General features: G+C 67.7%; 9 protein-coding genes and 1 pseudogene. 7 read left to right on the forward strand and 3 right to left on the reverse strand.

Translation table 11 applies throughout. The features are described from left to right. The first annotated feature begins 22 nt into the window (after positions 1 to 22). On the forward strand, positions 23 to 1,678 hold the full coding sequence (locus ADK36_RS15515) for an extracellular solute-binding protein (RefSeq protein ID WP_048583717.1): 1,656 nt from the start codon (positions 23 to 25) through the stop codon (positions 1,676 to 1,678). Continuing rightward, a complete protein-coding gene (locus tag ADK36_RS15520; protein ID WP_053197937.1) occupies positions 1,675 to 2,364 on the forward strand; it encodes a hypothetical protein in 690 nt (229 codons plus the stop codon). Before ADK36_RS15515 ends, ADK36_RS15520 begins: the two co-directional genes overlap by 4 nt. Here ADK36_RS15520 and ADK36_RS15525 read toward each other — a convergent pair. Beyond that, positions 2,354 to 3,588: pseudogene (locus tag ADK36_RS15525) on the reverse strand (RNA-guided endonuclease InsQ/TnpB family protein). The gene ADK36_RS15520 and the pseudogene ADK36_RS15525 overlap by 11 nt on opposite strands. Positions 3,589 to 3,647: 59 nt before the next feature. Between ADK36_RS15525 and ADK36_RS15530 the strand changes: the two are divergent. Beyond that, positions 3,648 to 5,699 (forward strand): beta-galactosidase, encoded by a 2,052-nt coding sequence (locus tag ADK36_RS15530; RefSeq protein ID WP_053197939.1) that lies wholly within the window; start codon positions 3,648 to 3,650, stop codon positions 5,697 to 5,699. Between the two features lie 8 nt (positions 5,700 to 5,707). Here the strand turns inward: ADK36_RS15530 and ADK36_RS15535 are convergent, their stop codons facing one another. Beyond that, a complete protein-coding gene (locus tag ADK36_RS15535; protein WP_053197942.1) occupies positions 5,708 to 7,693 on the reverse strand; it encodes an alpha-glucuronidase in 1,986 nt (661 codons plus the stop codon). Positions 7,694 to 7,713: 20 nt separating this feature from the next. Next, on the reverse strand, positions 7,714 to 11,517 hold the full coding sequence (locus ADK36_RS15540; RefSeq protein WP_199830187.1) for a GH92 family glycosyl hydrolase: 3,804 nt from the start codon (positions 11,515 to 11,517) through the stop codon (positions 7,714 to 7,716). Between the two features lie 365 nt (positions 11,518 to 11,882). On the opposite strand from ADK36_RS15540, the gene ngcE reads away from it, so the two are divergent. From ngcE to ADK36_RS15560, 4 genes are all read left to right on the forward strand, one after another. Then, positions 11,883 to 13,349, forward strand: a complete 1,467-nt coding sequence (ngcE, locus tag ADK36_RS15545; protein ID WP_048583722.1) for an N-acetylglucosamine/diacetylchitobiose ABC transporter substrate-binding protein — start codon at positions 11,883 to 11,885, stop codon at positions 13,347 to 13,349. Between the two features lie 49 nt (positions 13,350 to 13,398). Next, on the forward strand, positions 13,399 to 14,322 hold the full coding sequence (locus ADK36_RS15550) for a carbohydrate ABC transporter permease (protein WP_048583723.1): 924 nt from the start codon (positions 13,399 to 13,401) through the stop codon (positions 14,320 to 14,322). 13 nt (positions 14,323 to 14,335) lie between these two features. Beyond that, positions 14,336 to 15,268 carry a carbohydrate ABC transporter permease gene (locus ADK36_RS15555; RefSeq protein ID WP_048583724.1) on the forward strand — a complete coding sequence of 311 codons (933 nt, stop codon included), beginning with the start codon at positions 14,336 to 14,338 and terminating at the stop codon, positions 15,266 to 15,268. 209 nt (positions 15,269 to 15,477) lie between these two features. Beyond that, positions 15,478 to 16,677 carry an ROK family transcriptional regulator gene (locus tag ADK36_RS15560; protein WP_048583725.1) on the forward strand — a complete coding sequence of 400 codons (1,200 nt, stop codon included), beginning with the start codon at positions 15,478 to 15,480 and terminating at the stop codon, positions 16,675 to 16,677. Positions 16,678 to 16,718 lie beyond the last annotated feature (41 nt).

Here is a 16,718-nt window from a genome sequence, read left to right on the forward strand (position 1 = left end):
CTTACGGAACAAGGGAGTCTCCGTGCAGAACAAAGGGCAGCTGTCGCGGCGCCAGATCCTCGCCGCCGCCGGTTTCATCGGCCTCGCCACCCTGACCGGCTGCGGCAGCGGCGAGGACGGAGGCGACTCCAAGGACCTGTCGAAGAAGCAGAACGGCGCGATGAAGGAGTACCGCGCGGGGCAGCAGTTCAAGGCCGCCAAGCCGCTCTCGTTCTCGCTGCTGCACAACAACAACCCGGTCTACCCGACGAAGAGCGACTGGCTGTTCTGGAAGGAGGTCACCAAGCGCACCGGGATCACCCTGAAGCCCGTCGACGTCCCGCTCGCGGACTACGAGAAGAAGCGCAGCGTCCTCATCGGCGCCGGCGACGCCCCCTTCCTGATCCCCAAGACGTACCACCCGTCCGAGGTCGCCTTCGTGTCGTCGGGCGCGATCCTCCCGGTCAGCGAGTACGTGCACCTGATGCCCAACTTCCGGGCCAAGGTCGAGAAGTGGAAGCTGGAGCCGGAGCTCGACTCGATACGCCAGTCCGACGGCAAGTACTACCTGCTGCCCGGCCTGCACGAGAAGGCCAAGTCCGGCTACTCGCTGTCCTTCCGCACGGACATCCTGGAAAAGCACGGCCTGTCCCTGCCCACCACCTGGGACGAGGTCTACGACGTCCTCAAGGCGCTCAAGCAGGAGTACCCCGACAAATACCCCTGGACGGACCGCTGGAGCGGCAACACCCCCTTCCCGTGCGGCGCGTTGTTCAGCTACCTGGGCCAGGCGTACGGGGTCAAGTCGGGCTGGACGTACACCAACGTCACCTTCGACAGCAAGGCGAAGAAGTTCGTCTTCAACGGTGCGACGGACAGCTACCGTCAGATGATCGAGTACCTGAGAAAGCTCGTCGCCGAGAAGCTGCTGGACCCGGAGAGCTTCACCCAGCAGGACGACCAGGCCCTGCAGAAGCTGCTGGCCGAGAAGTCCTATGTGATCAGCGCCAATCCGCAGGTGCTGGTCCAGGAGTACCGCTACAACCTCCAGAAGCAGGTCAAGGGCTCGAAGATCGAGATGGTGCCCGTACCGCTCGGCCCGGCCGGCCCCGTGATCCTGGGCGGAACTCGCCTGGAAAACGGCATCATGATCTCCAGCAAGGCCCTCGAGAGCGACACCTTCGTCGCGATGATGCAGTTCGTGGACTGGCTGTGGTACTCCGACGAGGGCCAGGTGTTCTGCAAGTGGGGCGTCGAGGGCGTCACCTACACCGAGTCCGGCGGCAAGTACCGGCTGAAGCCCGGCATCAGCCTCATGGGCTCCGACCCCGACGCCCCCAAGGACCTCCAGAAGAACTACGGCTTCTTCAACGGCGTCTTCACCTACGGCGGCAGCTGGACCCTGGTCTCCTCCAACTTCAGCCCGGACGAGCAGAAGTTCCAGGACGCCATGACCCAGCGCAGCGAGCTGCCCATCGACCCGGCCCACCCCCTCCAGTCGGTCGAGCAGGAACAGGCCACGCTCTGGGACACGCCGCTCAGGGACCACGTCACCCAGAACACCCTCAAGTTCGTCCTCGGCAAGCGCCCGCTGTCCGAATGGGACGACTACGTCACCGAGCTCAAGGCCAAGAACATGGACCAGCTCGTCGACCTGCACAACAAGGCGTACGAACGCTTCAAGAAGGAGAACGGGTGAGCGGCGGCGTACACCACGCGGCCGGCTTCGGCGCCGGAACCCTGTCCCGTGCCGCCGCCCTGATCCACACCCTGGTCACCGTCGAGGCCCTGCTGCTGCTCGCCGCCTCGCCCGGACTCGCCGCCCTGCTCCTGACCGGCCCCGACCCGGCGAACCTGCCCCTCGCCGCCGTATGCCTGCTGCCGCTCGGCCCGGCCCTGTCCGCCGCCCTGTACGCCCTGCACCACCGCGGCCGGGACCTCACGGACCTGCACCCGGCCCGGACGTACGCGCGCGGCTGGCGGCTCAACGCCCTGCCCGCCCTGAAGCTCTGGGCGCCCCTGCTCGCCTGGCTGACCGTGATCGCCTTCACCCTCACCCACTTCTCCGCGACCGGACTGCCCGGCTGGTGGGCGGTCCTGCTCGGCGTGATCGGTGCCGGCTCCCTGCTGTGGGGCGCGCACGCGCTTATCCTCACCTCGCTGTTCGCCTTCCGCACCCGCGACACCGCCCGCCTCGCCGCGTACTTCCTCTTCCGGCACGCCCGCACCACCCTCGGCGCCGCCTCCCTGCTCGTGCTGGTGGCCGCGTCGACCGCCCTGCTGACCGAGGCCCTGCCCGCCCTGCTGGCCGCCCCGCTGCTGTTCTCCCTGCTGCGCAGCAGTCGCCCGGTGATCGCCGAGACCGAGGAGGACTTCACCGCTTGACTTCTTCTCCCGCCCGACGGACGGGGACTCTACGGGTCGCCCCGCCGAATTCCTGCTTCATCGCCGACTGCCCGCCCGGAGTTCTCCGTTGAGGTCTTACACCGGCTCCACAGGCCGATGCCGCCAGCCCGGCGGCCAGAAGGTTGTTCGCCGCGTTCACGTCCCGATCGTGGGTTGTGGCGCAACGGTCACACGTCCATGTGCGGACGTTCAGCGGCATCCTGTCCTTCAGGGCGCCGCAGGCAGAGCACAGTCTGGAGGAGGGGAAGAAGCGGTCGACCGCGATCACTTCGCGGCCGTACCACTGCGACTTGTACTCCAACATGCCCCGGAACTCGGACCACGCGGCATCGCTGATGGCGCGGGCGAGACGACCGTTCTTCAGCAGGTTGCGGACGGTCAAGTCCTCGATCACGAGCGTTTGGTTCTCACGCACGAGCCGAGTAGTGATCTTGTGCAGGTGGTCCCGGCGGCGGTCTGTGATCCGTGCGTGTACACGGGCTACTCGGCGCCGAGCCTTCTCGCGGTTCTTTGAGCCCTTCGCCTTGCGCGACAGTTCACGCTGAGCCTTCGCCAGCTGGGTGCGGTCATACCGCTCGTGCCTTGGGTTGGTGATCTTTTCCCCGGTAGAGAGGATCAGTAGGTGGTCAAGGCCCACATCGATACCGACCGCCTCCGCGTTCGGAGGTAGAGGCTTGACACCCGTGTCCTCACACAGCAGGGACACGAACCAGCGGCCGGCGTTGTCCTGGGAGACGGTCACCGTCGACGGCGTCGCGGCTGCTGGAAGCGGACGCGACCATACGATCCGCAACGGCTCGCTCATCTTGGCAAGAGTCAGCCTGCCGTCGCGGAAACGGAACGCGGAAGTGGTGTGTACTCCGCGCTCCGGCGGGACTTCTTGCGGCTCTTGAAGCGTGGGTACATCGCGCGTTTGGCGAAGAAATGAGTGAAGGCAGTCTGCAAATGCCGAAGCGCCTGCTGAAGTGGGACCGAAGACACGTCGTTGAGATAGGCGAGTTCCTCGGTCTTCTTCCACTCCGTCAGCATCGCCGACGTCTGGTTGTAGTTGACACGCTCCTGCCGCGCCCACGCCTCGCTTCTGGCCGTGAGTGCCATGTTGTAGACCTTGCGCACGCAACCGAAAGTGCGGGACAGCTCCGCTGCCTGCGCATCGGTCGGACGGAAGCGGTACTTGAACGACCGCTTCACGTGAGTGGCCATTGCTCACAAATTACCACCTTGCCTTGTGAGTTCCGGCAGGTTTCCTCGGAGGAGAACCCATGACCGCGCTCCCCGCCAGCAACCGCGGCAACCTTCCGCGCACCGACACGGTCCCGTACGGCGGCGACTACAACCCCGAGCAGTGGCCGCAGCCCGTCTGGGACGACGACCATCGCCTGTTCACGCAGGCCCGCATCGACACCCTGACCGTCGGCGTCTTCTCCTGGTCCCTCACCCAACCCGCCCCGGACACCTACGACTTCACGATCCTCGACCGCGTCCTGGACCGGGCCGCCGCGGAGAACCGCCACGTCTGCCTGGCCACCGGCACCGCCGCCCTCCCGCCCTGGCTCGCGAAGCGGCACCCCGAGGTCAACCGCACCGACTTCGAGGGCCGCCGCCACCGCTACGGCCAACGCCACAGCTTCTGTCCCAGCTCACCGGCGTACCGCGGCCACGCCACGGCCATGGCGGCGCGCCTCGCCGAACGTTACGCCGACCACCCGGCGTTACTGGCCTGGCACATCAACAACGAGTACGGGGGCGCCTGTTACTGCGAGCTGTGCGCCGAGGCGTTCCGGGAATGGCTCGCCAACAGGTACGGCACCCTCGACGCCCTCAACGACGCCTGGTGGGCGACCTTCTGGTCGCACCGGTACACCGGCTGGGACCAGGTCGAGCCCCCGAACGCCCTCACCGAGCACTGGCGCGGACCCGACCACACCGCCTTCCAGGGCATCACCCTCGACTACTTCCGCTTCACCACCGACGCCCTGCTCGGCTGCTTCCTCGCCGAGAAGGAGGTGATCCGCGCCCAGGACCCCGACACCCCCGTCACCACCAACTTCATGGGCATGTTTCGCCCCCTCGACTACCACCGCTGGGCACCCCACCTCGACTTCGCCTCCTGGGACAGCTACCCGCCCCTCGACGCCCCGCCGACCTGGCCCGCCCTGGCCCACGACCTGATGCGCGGCCTGAAGGACGGCGCCCCCTTCTGGCTGATGGAGCAGACCCCGTCCACGACGGCCTGCCGTGACGTCAACCCCCTGCGGCGGCCCGGCGAGCTGAGCCTCGCCACCTTCCAGGCCATCGCCCACGGCGCCGACGCCGCCCTCTACTTCCAGATGCGCGCCTCACGCGGTGCCTGCGAGAAGTACCACGGTGCGGTCATCGGCCACGCTGGCCGTGCCGACACCCGCGTGTTCCGTGAAGTGGCGGAACTGGGACGGGAGTTGGAGTCGCTCGGTGACGTGACCCTCGGCGCCCGCACGCCGGCCCGCACCGCCCTGCTCTTCGACTGGGACAGCTGGTGGGCCCTGGAGATCTCCGACGGTCCGTCCCGGCTGGTCAGGTACCAGGAGGTGGTCCACGCCTACTACCGTGCCGCCCGCGAAGCCGGCGCGGACGTGGACGTCGTCCCGGTCACCGCAGACCTGACCTCGTACGACGTGGTCCTCGCCCCCGTCCTGCACATGGTCAAGGGCGACCTCGCGGAGCGCCTGGAGGCCGTCGCGGCGCGCGGCGGCACGGTCCTGACGACCTTCCTCTCGGGCCGCGTCGACGAACACGACCGCGCCTTCCTCACGGACGTACCCGGGCCCCTGGCACCGCTCATGGGCGTCCGCGTCGACGAGTGGGACTCCCGGCCGCGGGACTTCGTGCAGCCCGTCCAGCTGGGGGAGCTGACCTGCGAGGCCCGCCTGGTCTTCGAGATCGTGCTGCCGCGCGGCGCCGAGCCGGTCGGGACCTACGGCACCGACTTCTACGCCGGAACCCCGGCCGTGACCCGGAACCGCTTCGGCGAGAGCGGAGGCGAGGGCTGGTACGTCGCCACCGCTCTCGACCAGCCCGGCGTCGACTGGACCGTCCGGCGGATCCTGGGCCGCCACGACCTGCTCGGCCCCTACGCCGACCACCCCGCCCTGGAGACCGCGACCAGGGTCGCCCCCGACGGCACCCGCCTCCTCTTCCTCCTCAACCACGCCCCCGAACCGGTCCGCCTGACCGCCCACACCACCGCCACCGACCTGCTGACCGGCAAGCGGGTCGAGGAGGGCGAGCCACTGACCCTCGACCCGCTGAGCACAGTGATCCTCCGCGGTCAGTAGATGCGCGGTCAGTGGATGCGGCGCCCATGTGCGTCGGGCACACCCGACTTGCGGAAGAAGTAGCTGTTGACCTGATCGCGCCACTCGCGGGCGCTCCGGAGCTGCTCCTCGAACCGCTCCGTCACCCGCGCGTGGCGCGCCGGGTCCACGAGATCCACCAGCGAGGCCCACACCTCCCGGGCCGCCTCCACCTCCTCCACGCCCTCGAAGTGCGTGTCGTAGATGTGCTGGATCACTGTCTTGCCGTTGTGCAACATGTGCCCGTACGACATGTGGTGGAAGAACAGCAGCAGCTCGTCGGGGCAGGTGTCCGGCGACTCGTACACGGACGCCCACGGCTTGGCGTACTGCCCCGCGAACCCGGTCCCCGTCGCCGCGCTCCGGTCGACGCCGATGCCGTCGCGGTCGGCGAAGTGGTAGGTGCCCCAGGGGCTGTACTCATAGCCGTCGACGCTCGGCCCGTAATGATGACCGGGCTGCACCATCCAGCCCACCCCGAGCGGCGCGGTGTACTTCTCGTACGTCCGCCATGAGCCGTCCAGGATCGCGTGCAGCCCTGCCGACGGACCGGTGCCGAAGGTGAGGTGGATCCATTCGTCGAGGATCTGACGCGGATCGGCGTGCGGTTGCCAGGCCAGCCGCCCGAAGGTGTACAGGTTCGCCTGGGCCAGCGGATGCCCGGTCCAGAACGGGTCGTCACCGACGTTGGACACGGCGACGAGCCCGCCGCGCGCCAACTCCCCGACAGCGGACTCCCCGTCGGCCCGGAACCGCAGCACCTCGCTCCACATCGGCCCCAGCCAGCACACGTGCCGCTGGTGCCCGGTGTACTCCTGGGTCGCTTGAAGCTCCACGGCCAGCCGCGTGCCCGGCATCGCGCCGATCAGCGGTGAGACCGGCTCCCGCACCTGGAAGTCCATGGGCCCGTGCTTCACCTGGAGCACGGCGTTCTCGGCGAACTCGCCGTCCAGCGGCACGAAATGGTCGTACGCGGCACGCGCCCGGTCCGTCGTCCGGTCCCGCCAGTCCTGGCGGTGGTCGTAGACGAACGCCCGCCAGTGCACCGTGCCGCCGTACCCCGCGGCGGAGCCGCTGTCAGCCGCAGTCAGCGCGGCGGCCAGCATGTTCGCACCGTCCGCGTGACTGCGCCCGTACGCGAAGGGCCCCGGCTGACCCTCCGAGTCGGCCTTCACCACATACCCGCCGAAGTCGGGTATCGCCTCGTACACCCGCGCGGTGGCCTGAGCCCACCACGCCCGTACCGCCTCGTCCGACGGGTCCGCCGTGGTCAGCCCGCCGAGCACCAGGGGCGCGGCGAAGGTGACCGACAGATGGGTGCGGATGCCGTACGGCCGCAACGCGGCCGCGATCTCGGCGACTTCACCGATCCGGTCGGTGAGCAGACGGGCCTCCGTCGCGTGCACGTTGACGTTGTTCACCGCCACGGCGTTGATCCCGCAGGCCGCCAGCAGCCTGCCGTACGCCCGCACCCGCCCCAGCAGCTCCCCGCGCGCCCGGCCGTCCGCCCAGAACAGCGACCCGCCGGCGTATCCGCGCTCCACCTGCCCCATGACCGGATGCACGGCCACGTTGTCCCAGTGGTCGAGCATGCGCAGCGCCAACTCGGGCCGGTTCTCGGCGCGTTCCCACGAGCCCTGGAACGCCGCGTCCCCGAGCCGTACGACGTGGAAGAAGCCGTACAGCAGCCCGGGCCCCCCGGACGCGGTGACGGTCGTACGGCCGTCCCCGCGCTCGAAGGTGAACGCCTCGTCACCGTCGCCGCCCCCGCTCCCGGCTCCGGTCAACTCCAGCACCAGGTCGTACGGTTCGGGGGACCCGTCGCGTGAGACGCTTCCCCCGAACCGTACGCAGGCCTCCGCCACTTCCCCGTGCACCGTGTCCACCAGTGGACCCGAACCACGGATAAGTGTCCGCCGGGTGCCGATCGGCCGGAACGCCTCGTCCGGCAGCCAGGCCGGATCGACACCCTGCATGAGACCCCCAATGCACCTGCTCAGGCGAGCAGTTCGACTTCGGCGACCACCGCCTCGCCGTCGAGCACCAGGCGGTACTTCCCGTACGTACCCGGAGACCCCACGGTGAACGCCCGTGTCTGCCGGTCCCAGGTGAAGGACTGCGCGGATCTCTTGTCGAGGGTCCGCCACGTCGTCCCGTCCTGCGACCCCTGGAGCGTCCAGCCGGTCGGCGCCTTCGTCCGGTCCGACGGCGAGGTCAGGGTGTACTGCACGGCCTTGGTGCGCCCGGACACCGGCAGCTCCAGCGAGGTGACCCCCGCCTCGGTCCCCGAGGTGTTGTCGAACAGCGCCCCGTCACCCTTCAGCGCATCCGCCCGCGGCTCCGGCACCTCGTCGTCCTTGGTGATCGACACGGGTGCCGCGTTCTTGCCGGTGCCCCAGGACGAGGGCCGCGGGCCCATGTCGAACTCCAGGACGCCGCCCTTCGCGATCAGCGAGTGGGGGAGTGAAGTGGACCTCCACGGAACCCCGTTGACCTTCAGACCCTGGACGTACACATTGCGGGCGCTGTTCTTCGGTGCCTTGACGACCAGCTCCCGGCCGTTCTCCAGGTGGACCGTGGCCTTGGTGAACAAGGGCGACCCGATGGCGTACTCGCCGCTGCCCATGACCAGCGGATAGAAGCCGAGCGCGGAGAACAGGAACCAGGCCGACTGCTCGCCGTTGTCCTCGTCGCCGTGGTAGCCCTGTCCGATCTCGCTGCCGACGTACAGCCGCGACAACACCTCACGGATGTTCTTCTGCGCCTTCCAGGGCTGCCCGGCCGCGTCGTACATGTAGATGGCGTGGTGGGCGACCTGGTTGGAGTGGCCGTACATGCCCATCCGGACGTCCCGTGCCTCCGTCATCTCGTGGATGACACCGCCGTAGGAGCCGACGAATTCGGGCGAGGCCGTCTCCGGGGTGGCGAAGTACTCGTCGAGCTTGTCCGCGAGCCCGCTACGGCCGCCGTACAGGTTGGCCAGGCCCCGGCTGTCCTGCGGGGCGGTGAAGGCGTATCCGTAGCCGTTCGTCTCGGTGTAGTCGTACCCCCACACCCGGGGGTCGTACTTCGAGGACTCGACGCGCCAGTCGCCCTTCTCGTCCCGGCCCTGGAAGAAGCCGGCCTTGGCGTCGAAGAGGTTCACGTAGTCCCGGGCGCGGTTGAGGAAGTACTCCGACTCCTCCTTGTACCGCTTGTCGCCGGTCTTCTTGTACAGGGCCTGGCCCATCTTCGCGATGCCGTAGTCGTTGAGGTAGCCCTCCAGCGCCCACGACAGGCCCTCGTGCGTCTCGGTGCTGGTGTAGCCGAGGAAGGGCGAGGTCGCCATGCCCTTGCGGCCCACGCCCGACGACGGGGGCACCACCGTCGCGTTCTTCACGGCCGCGTCGTACGCCGACCTCGCGTCGAAGTCGACGCCCTTGACGTACGCGTCCGCGAAGGCGACGTCCGAGGAGGTGCCGGTCATCAGGTCCGCGTAGCCGGGGGAGGACCAGCGGGAGGTCCAGCCGCCGTCCTTGTACTGCTGCACGAAGCCGTCGACCATCTCGCCCGCCTGGCCCGGCGTGAGCAGCGAGTACGCCGGCCAGGTGGTCCGGTAGGTGTCCCAGAAGCCGTTGTTGACGTACACCTTGCCGTCCACGATCTTCGCGCCGGTATGCGTCGGCGTGTCGGGATTCGGCATCGGGGAGAACGGCGACGCGTACCGGTACTTCCCGTCGACCTTCTCGAAGCCGGAGTTCGGGTACAGGTACAGCCGGTACAGACTGGAGTACAGCGTCGTCAGCTGGTCCGGCGTCGCGCCTTCCACCTCGACCTTGCCGAGGAGGCGGTCCCACTGGCGCTGGGCGCGCGACTTCACCGTCTCGAAGGAGGCGCCGTCGACCTCCTGGCGCAGGTTGTCCTTCGCCTGGTCGACACTGATGAGGGAGGTGGCGAGGCGGAGCGTGACGGTACGGTCGGCACCGGCGTCGAAGCGCAGGTGTCCCTTCACCCCACTGGCGGAACCCTCGGTCACCGGCTTGTCGAACACGCCGTACACGAAGAGCCGGGTCGCGCCGGTCGACAGTCCGGACTTCACGTCCGAGTAACCGGTGACGACCCCGTTCTCCTTGTCGAGCGTGAGCTCCGCCTGGTCCGTCACGTTGTCGAAGAGGACGCTCGCGTCGTCCCCCGGGTAGGTGAAGCGCAGCACCGCCGCATGGTCCGTCGGCGCCATCTCCGCCTTCAGCCCGTTCTCGAACCGCACCCCGTAGTAGTACGGCCGCGCGGTCTCGTTCTCGTGCCGGAAGGCCAGCTCACGGGCCTCACGCCCGGTGTCCGGGGTGCCGGCGGCGGCCGACGGCATCACCTGGAAGGTCTGCCGGTCCCCCATCCAGGGGCTGGGCTCATGGCTGGCGCTGAACGCCTGGATCGTCGGCAGGTTGTCGTCGTTGTTCGCACGCGCGTAGTCGTACAGCCAGCTCAGCGAGCCGGCGTTCGTCACCGGCGTCCAGAAGTTGAAGCCGTGCGGCACGGCGGTCGCCGGGAAGTTGTTGCCGCGCGAGAAGCCGCCGCTGGAGAGGGTGCCGCGGGTGGTGAGCGCGTAGTCCGACGGGTGCGCCTTCGGCTTCTCGGGCGCGACGGACTTCAGCGTGATGTCGTCCAGCCAGCCCCGGAACTTCGCCGGGCCCTCGGGGGAGTCGTACGCCACGAGGATCCGGTCGACCGTCTTGCCGGCCGCGACCGACCCGATCCGCGAGGCGACGTGGTTCCACTGGTTGACGTACAGCACCTTCGCCGCGCCCTGCCCGCCCGGCGACAGCGGGAAGCCGTGCTGGTCGGTGGCGCCGAGGTCGCTGAGGTGGGTGCCGTCGGTGAAGGCCAGGTCGACCGAGACGTTCGTGGCGTCGTAGTCGCGGTCGCCGTCCGCCATCGACGGGAAGACGCGGTAGGACAGGCGGGTGTCGCGGCCGACGGCCACGTTCACGTCGTAGACCTTGTTGTACGAGTACGCCCGCCCGTCCGCCGTGTGCCGGCCCGCGTACCGCAGCGCCCGCTTGCCGGTGAAGCCGGCGCCCGCCTTGGCGGTCGGCGAGCCGCTCGGGCCGCGGTCGACGAGGGAGAGCATGTCCTGCGGGACGGGGCCGTCGCCGCCGCCCGTGGAGAACTGGACGTCGGCGAGTTGCAGGATGCCGTCGGCGCCGTTGTTCTCGGTGACCTCCAGCCGGAAGTGCCGGTACTCGGCCGGTTCCGCCAGGTCGTACGTCTTTGTCTGGAACCGTTCGGCGAACGTCTCACCCGAGCGGGTGTCGAGGGTCTTCCAGTCCTTGCCGTCCGCGGAGCCCTGAAGGGTCCAGTCCCGTGGGTCACGTTCGGCGTAGTCGTTGGCCGAGGTGAGCGCGTATTTCGCGATCCGCACCGGTTTGTCGAGGTCGAACTCCGCCCACCCCGTGGGTGCGAAGACCAGCCACTTGCTGCTCGGCTCCCCGTCGGCGAGGTTCTCCTTCACCTCTCCGCCGCCGGTGTTCTCGCCGCTCGCCCGTACGTCCGTGACATGGTCGGTCACATTGCCCGGAATGCCGCTGCTGTAGCCGCCGTCGACGCCCGAGGCGCGCTTGCCGCCGTCCGGTGCGGTGTCGACGGTGTTGAGCCAGTCGGGTGCCGGATCGTCCGCCTCGAAGGAGGACGCGAAACTCCGGTCGGCCGCCGCTGGGGCGGCGGGCAGAGCGACCGCCGCGCCCTGCGAGCCCACGGTCAAAGCGAAGGCGGTCGCCGACACGACCGCCGCCGTACCCCATCTGTGCCGAGCTCTCTGCTGCATAAGCGGGTACCCTCCCTGCGCACGGGACAACGTTGTCAACATCGCTGCGCAAGGAACAGTTGTGGCTCAAGTGCTCTGTCGTGTCAAGGGTGTTGGGTGTGCCATTCGAGGGCAATGACAGGGATTTTTCCGCCAAGGAACACACAGGCCGCTCATATTTCCGGCAGGTCTCAACTCGGAAAAGACCACCGGCCAACCTTGCATTCGATCTTGCTCCGTTGGCGGGAAGTGGACTATACCTGTCGGCGATTCACACGATTCGCACTTCCTGCACGACCCAGCCTGCACGACCAGCTCGACCCGACCGCGGTGCCGGGGAGGATCCGGTTCACCGCCTGAGTCCTGGAGAAGGCGAGGACTTGAGCATGGGATCCACTTCCGCCGAGAACCCTGAGAACAACGGCTCAGCAGGTGTGGGGCGCCGCGATCTGATCAAGCGGTCCGCCGCGCTCGGTCTGATCTCCGTCCCGACCATGGCCTTCCTGTCCGCGTGCGCCACCGGCGGGGGCGGTGGCGGCGACGAGGAGAGCAAGGCGCCGGGGGGCGCGAAGTCCGCCACCAACCCCCTCGGGGTCAAGGAGGGCGCCGCCCTGGAGGCGTTCATCTTCAAGGGCGGTCTGGGCGACCAGTACGCCAAGGACGCCGAGGCCGACTACAAGGCCAAGTACAAGGCCGAGGTCAAGCACACCGGCACCCAGCAGGTCGGCCCGAAGCTCACCCCGCGCTTCGCCGGCGGCAACCCGCCGGACGTCATCGACAACTCCGGCGCCGACCACCTGGACATGAACAAGCTGTCCACCCAGGGCCAGCTCCAGGACCTCAAGGCGCTGCTGGACGCGCCCTCGCTGGACGACGCGAGCAAGAAGATCTCGGACGTCATCCACCCGAGCACCATCGAGAAGGGCAAGCACGGCGACACCTTCGACGTGCTCTACTACGCCTTCACCATCTACGGCACCTGGTACTCGCAGAAGGCCCTCGACGACAACGGCTGGGAATACCCCAAGACCCTCGACGACATGGTCAAGCTCTGCGGCGAGATCAAGAAGAAGGGCATCGCGCCCTGGACGTACGCCGGAAAGTATCCGTACTACGTCCACTTCAACCTGTTCGCCCAGATCGCCAAGATCGGCGGCATGGACGGCTGGATCGCCATCGACAACCTGGAGCCGAACGCCTGGACCAGCAACGACGCGGTCAAGCAGGTCGTCGAGCACTACGAGGAGCTGGCCGCCAAGAAGTACTTCCTCCAGGGCAGCCAGGGTCTGACGCACATTCAGTCGCAGACCGCCTGGAACAAGGGCAAGGCAGTCTTCATCCCCAACGGCTCCTGGGTGGAGAACGAGGCCGCCCCGACCACGCCCAAGGACTTCGCCATGTCCGTCGGCGCCCTCTTCGACGGCTCCAGCGGCGACAAGCTGCCGCACGGCACCCTGCGCGCCGAGCCCAGTGAGCCGTACATCGTGTCCGCCAAGGGCAAGAACCCGGCCGGCGGCATGGAGCTGCTGCGCATCATGCTCTCCAAGAAGCACGCGCAGAACTTCGCCACCAAGGTCAAGTCGCTCACCTGTGTGGTCGACGCCACCGAGGGCATGACTCTCTCGCCGGGTCTCGCGTCGGCGAGCAAGGCGTTCAAGGACGCCGGGGACAACATCATCAGCCTCCAGCTCCAGGAGTGGTACCCCTCGCTCACCGACGAGAAGATCGGCGGTCTCACCGGTCAACTGCTCACCGGTGAGATGAAGGCGGCCGACTGGATCAAGAAGACGCAGGAATACGCCGACGCCGTGGCGAAGGACGACTCGGTGAAGAAGTTCAAGCGCGAGAGCTAAGAGTCCGGTCCGGCACAGCGGCACTCAAGGGGAAGGGCCGGGAAGCACCATGCAACACGGCAAATACCGATTCATCGTGGGCTTCCTGGCCCTGCCCGTCATCGTCTACGCGATCTTCGTGATCTCGCCGTTCGTCCAGGCGTTCCAGATCTCGATGACCGACTGGTCGGGTCTTGTCGGTACGGCGAAGTTCGTCGGATTCGAGAACTTCGAAAAGCTGTGGCACAACGAGGACTTCTGGAACGCGTTGTGGCACAACGTCTACATGCTGATCGCGGTGCCGATCGTGACGCTGGGACTCGGCCTGTTCTTCGCCTTCATGCTCAACGTCGGCGGAAAGCGACGTAAGAACGAAGTCATCACCGGTGTCACGGGTTCGAAGTTCTACCGTTTCGTCTTCTTCTTCCCGCAGGTCATCTCCATCACCATCATCGCCGTCATCTGGTTCAACATCTACAACCCGGACCCGCAGGACGGCATGCTCAACTCGTTGCTGGGCGCGGTCGGTCTGGACGGCTGGCAGAACGCCTGGCTGGGGGAGAAGAGCCTCGCCCTGCTGTGCATCATGGCGGTGATGATCTGGTCCCACGTCGGCTTCTACGTCGTGCTGTTCTCGGCGGCGATGGCCTCCATCCCGCGGGACATCTACGAGGCGGCGCTGCTCGACGGTGCCGGCCGCTTCCCCACCTTCTTCCGGATCACCCTGCCGCTGCTGTGGGACACCGTGCAGACCGGCTGGGTGTACATGGGCATCATCGCCCTGGACGGCTTCGCCCTCGTGCAGATCATGTCGGTCAACATGGGCGGCCCCGACGGCGCCACGGACGTCATGCCGCTGCGCCTGTATCTGACGGCGTTCCGCGACAGCCAGTTCGGCTACGCGTCCGCGATGGGCGTCGCGATGCTCATCGTCACCATGACGTTCGCAGTGCTCACCCTGCGCTTCGCGCGGCGTGAGCGGATCGAGTTCTAGGGGTACGGGCGACATGACGACGGACACGAACACAGGCACGGTCACCAAGACGGACGAGGCGGACCGTCCGAGCCTCAGCAAGAAGCTCGGCGCGACCGACGGCCGCAGCTCCGAGGGCGGCGTCCTGCACGTCTTCTCGCACGGCATGCTGGTCCTGTGGGCGCTGATGGTCGGCGTGCCCCTGCTGTGGGTGCTGTGGAGCTCCTTCAAGACGAGCAACGGCATCCTCTCCGACCCGTGGGGGCTGCCGACCTCGCTGCACTTCGAGAACTGGGCCAACGCCTGGAACAAGGCGAACATGGGCCAGTACTTCCTCAACACCGCGATCGTGGTGGGCGGTTCGGTGATCGGCACGATGGTGCTGGGCTCGATGGCCGCCTATGTGCTGGCCCGGTTCACCTTCCCCGGCAACCGGTTCATCTACTTCATGTTCGTGGCCGGCATGTCCTTCCCGGTGTTCATGCTGGTCATTCCGCTGTTCTTCGTGCTGCGGGACTTCCCGGGCAGCTCGCTCCTCGCGACGTACCAGGGGTTGATCCTGGTCTACATCGCCTATTCGCTGCCGTTCACGGTCTTCTTCATGACCGCCTTCTTCCGCACGCTGCCCACGTCGGTCGCGGAGGCAGCGCTCATCGACGGGGCATCGCACACGCGAACGTTCTTCCAGGTGATGCTGCCGATGGCGAAGCCGGGCCTGATCAGCATCGGCATCTTCAACTTCCTGGGGCAGTGGAACCAGTACCTGCTGCCGATGGTCCTCAACCAGAACGAGGACAAGTACGTGCTCACCCAGGGGCTGGCGATGATCGCCCTCCAGCAGGGCTACGAGAACGACTGGGGCGCCCTGATGGCCGGCATGATGATCGCGATGCTGCCGGTGCTGATCGTCTACTTCATCTTCCAACGGCAGGTGCAGGCGGGACTGACGGCCGGTGCGCTGAAGTAAACGCTCTCTGTTCGCTCCACCGTAAGCGCCACATCACCCCACGTCACACGTGAGCCGCCCCGCACCGGGGCGGCTCACGTGTGCGCGTACACATGTCCGGATCCAGTTCAACCTCTTGACGGGAGGCAACCCGAACGGCTCAGCTTAGAGTTCACTAGTTGGACACGGACGGGGCCTCATAGAAGCGGTCCCGCGCGCAGGAGGTCGTCGTGGAGACTCCGGGGTCGCAGTCGTCGCTGCACCGAGCCAACCTGGAGCGGGTGGTCCGGGCCGTCCGGCTGGCCGGATCCCTCACCCAGGCGGAGATCGCCAGGACGACGGGACTGTCCGCGGCGACGGTCTCCAACATCGTCCGGGAGCTCAAGGACGGCGGAACGGTCGAGGTCACGCCCACTTCGGCGGGTGGCCGCCGGGCCCGCAGCGTCTCCCTGAGCGGCGACGCCGGGATCGTCATAGGGGTCGACTTCGGCCACACGCACTTGCGCGTCGCGGTCGGGAACCTCGCCCACCAGGTGCTGGCCGAGGAGTCCGAACCGCTGGACGTGGACGCCTCCTCGACGCAGGGCTTCGACCGGGCCGAGGAGCTGGTCAACCGGCTGATCGAGGCGACCGGCGTCGACCGGTCCAAGATCGCCGGGGTCGGCCTCGGCGTGCCCGGCCCGATCGACGTCGAGTCCGGCACCCTCGGCTCGACCGCCATCCTGCCCGGCTGGACCGGTACCAAGCCCGCCGAGGAGCTGCGCGGCCGGCTCGGGGTGCCCGTGCACGTGGACAACGACGCCAACCTGGGAGCCCTGGGCGAGCTGGTCTGGGGCAGCGGGCGGGGCGTGCGGGACCTGGCGTACATCAAGGTCGCCAGCGGTGTCGGCGCCGGCCTGGTGATCAGCGGCAAGATCTACCGGGGCCCGGGTGGCACGGCGGGAGAAATCGGGCATATTACTCTTGATGAGTCCGGCCCGGTCTGCCGCTGTGGAAACCGTGGCTGCCTGGAGACCTTCGCGGCCGCCCGCTATGTGCTCCCGCTCCTCCAGTCCAGCCACGGCACGGATCTGACCATGGAGGGTGTCGTGCGGCTGGCCAGGGACGGAGACCCGGGCTGTCGTCGGGTGATCGCCGACGTCGGCCGCCATATCGGCAGTGGAGTCGCGAACCTCTGCAATCTCCTGAACCCGAGCCGCGTGGTCCTGGGCGGTGATCTCGCCGAGGCCGGTGAGCTGGTCCTCGGGCCGATCCGGGAGTCTGTCGGCCGCTACGCCATTCCCAGCGCGGCGCGCCAACTGTCCGTTCTTCCCGGGGCACTTGGCGGTCGTGCGGAGGTGCTCGGAGCCCTCGCCCTCGCACTCAGCGAGATGGGCGATTCAACCCTTTTGGACAGCACGCTGCATGCGGCCGCTCCTGCCTTCACTTAGAGAACGGATGGCACCGTTGCCAACCCGTTAAGGATTTACTT

It is taken from the genome of Streptomyces viridochromogenes (assembly GCF_001270495.1).
Lineage (GTDB): Bacteria > Actinomycetota > Actinomycetes > Streptomycetales > Streptomycetaceae > Streptomyces > Streptomyces viridochromogenes_A.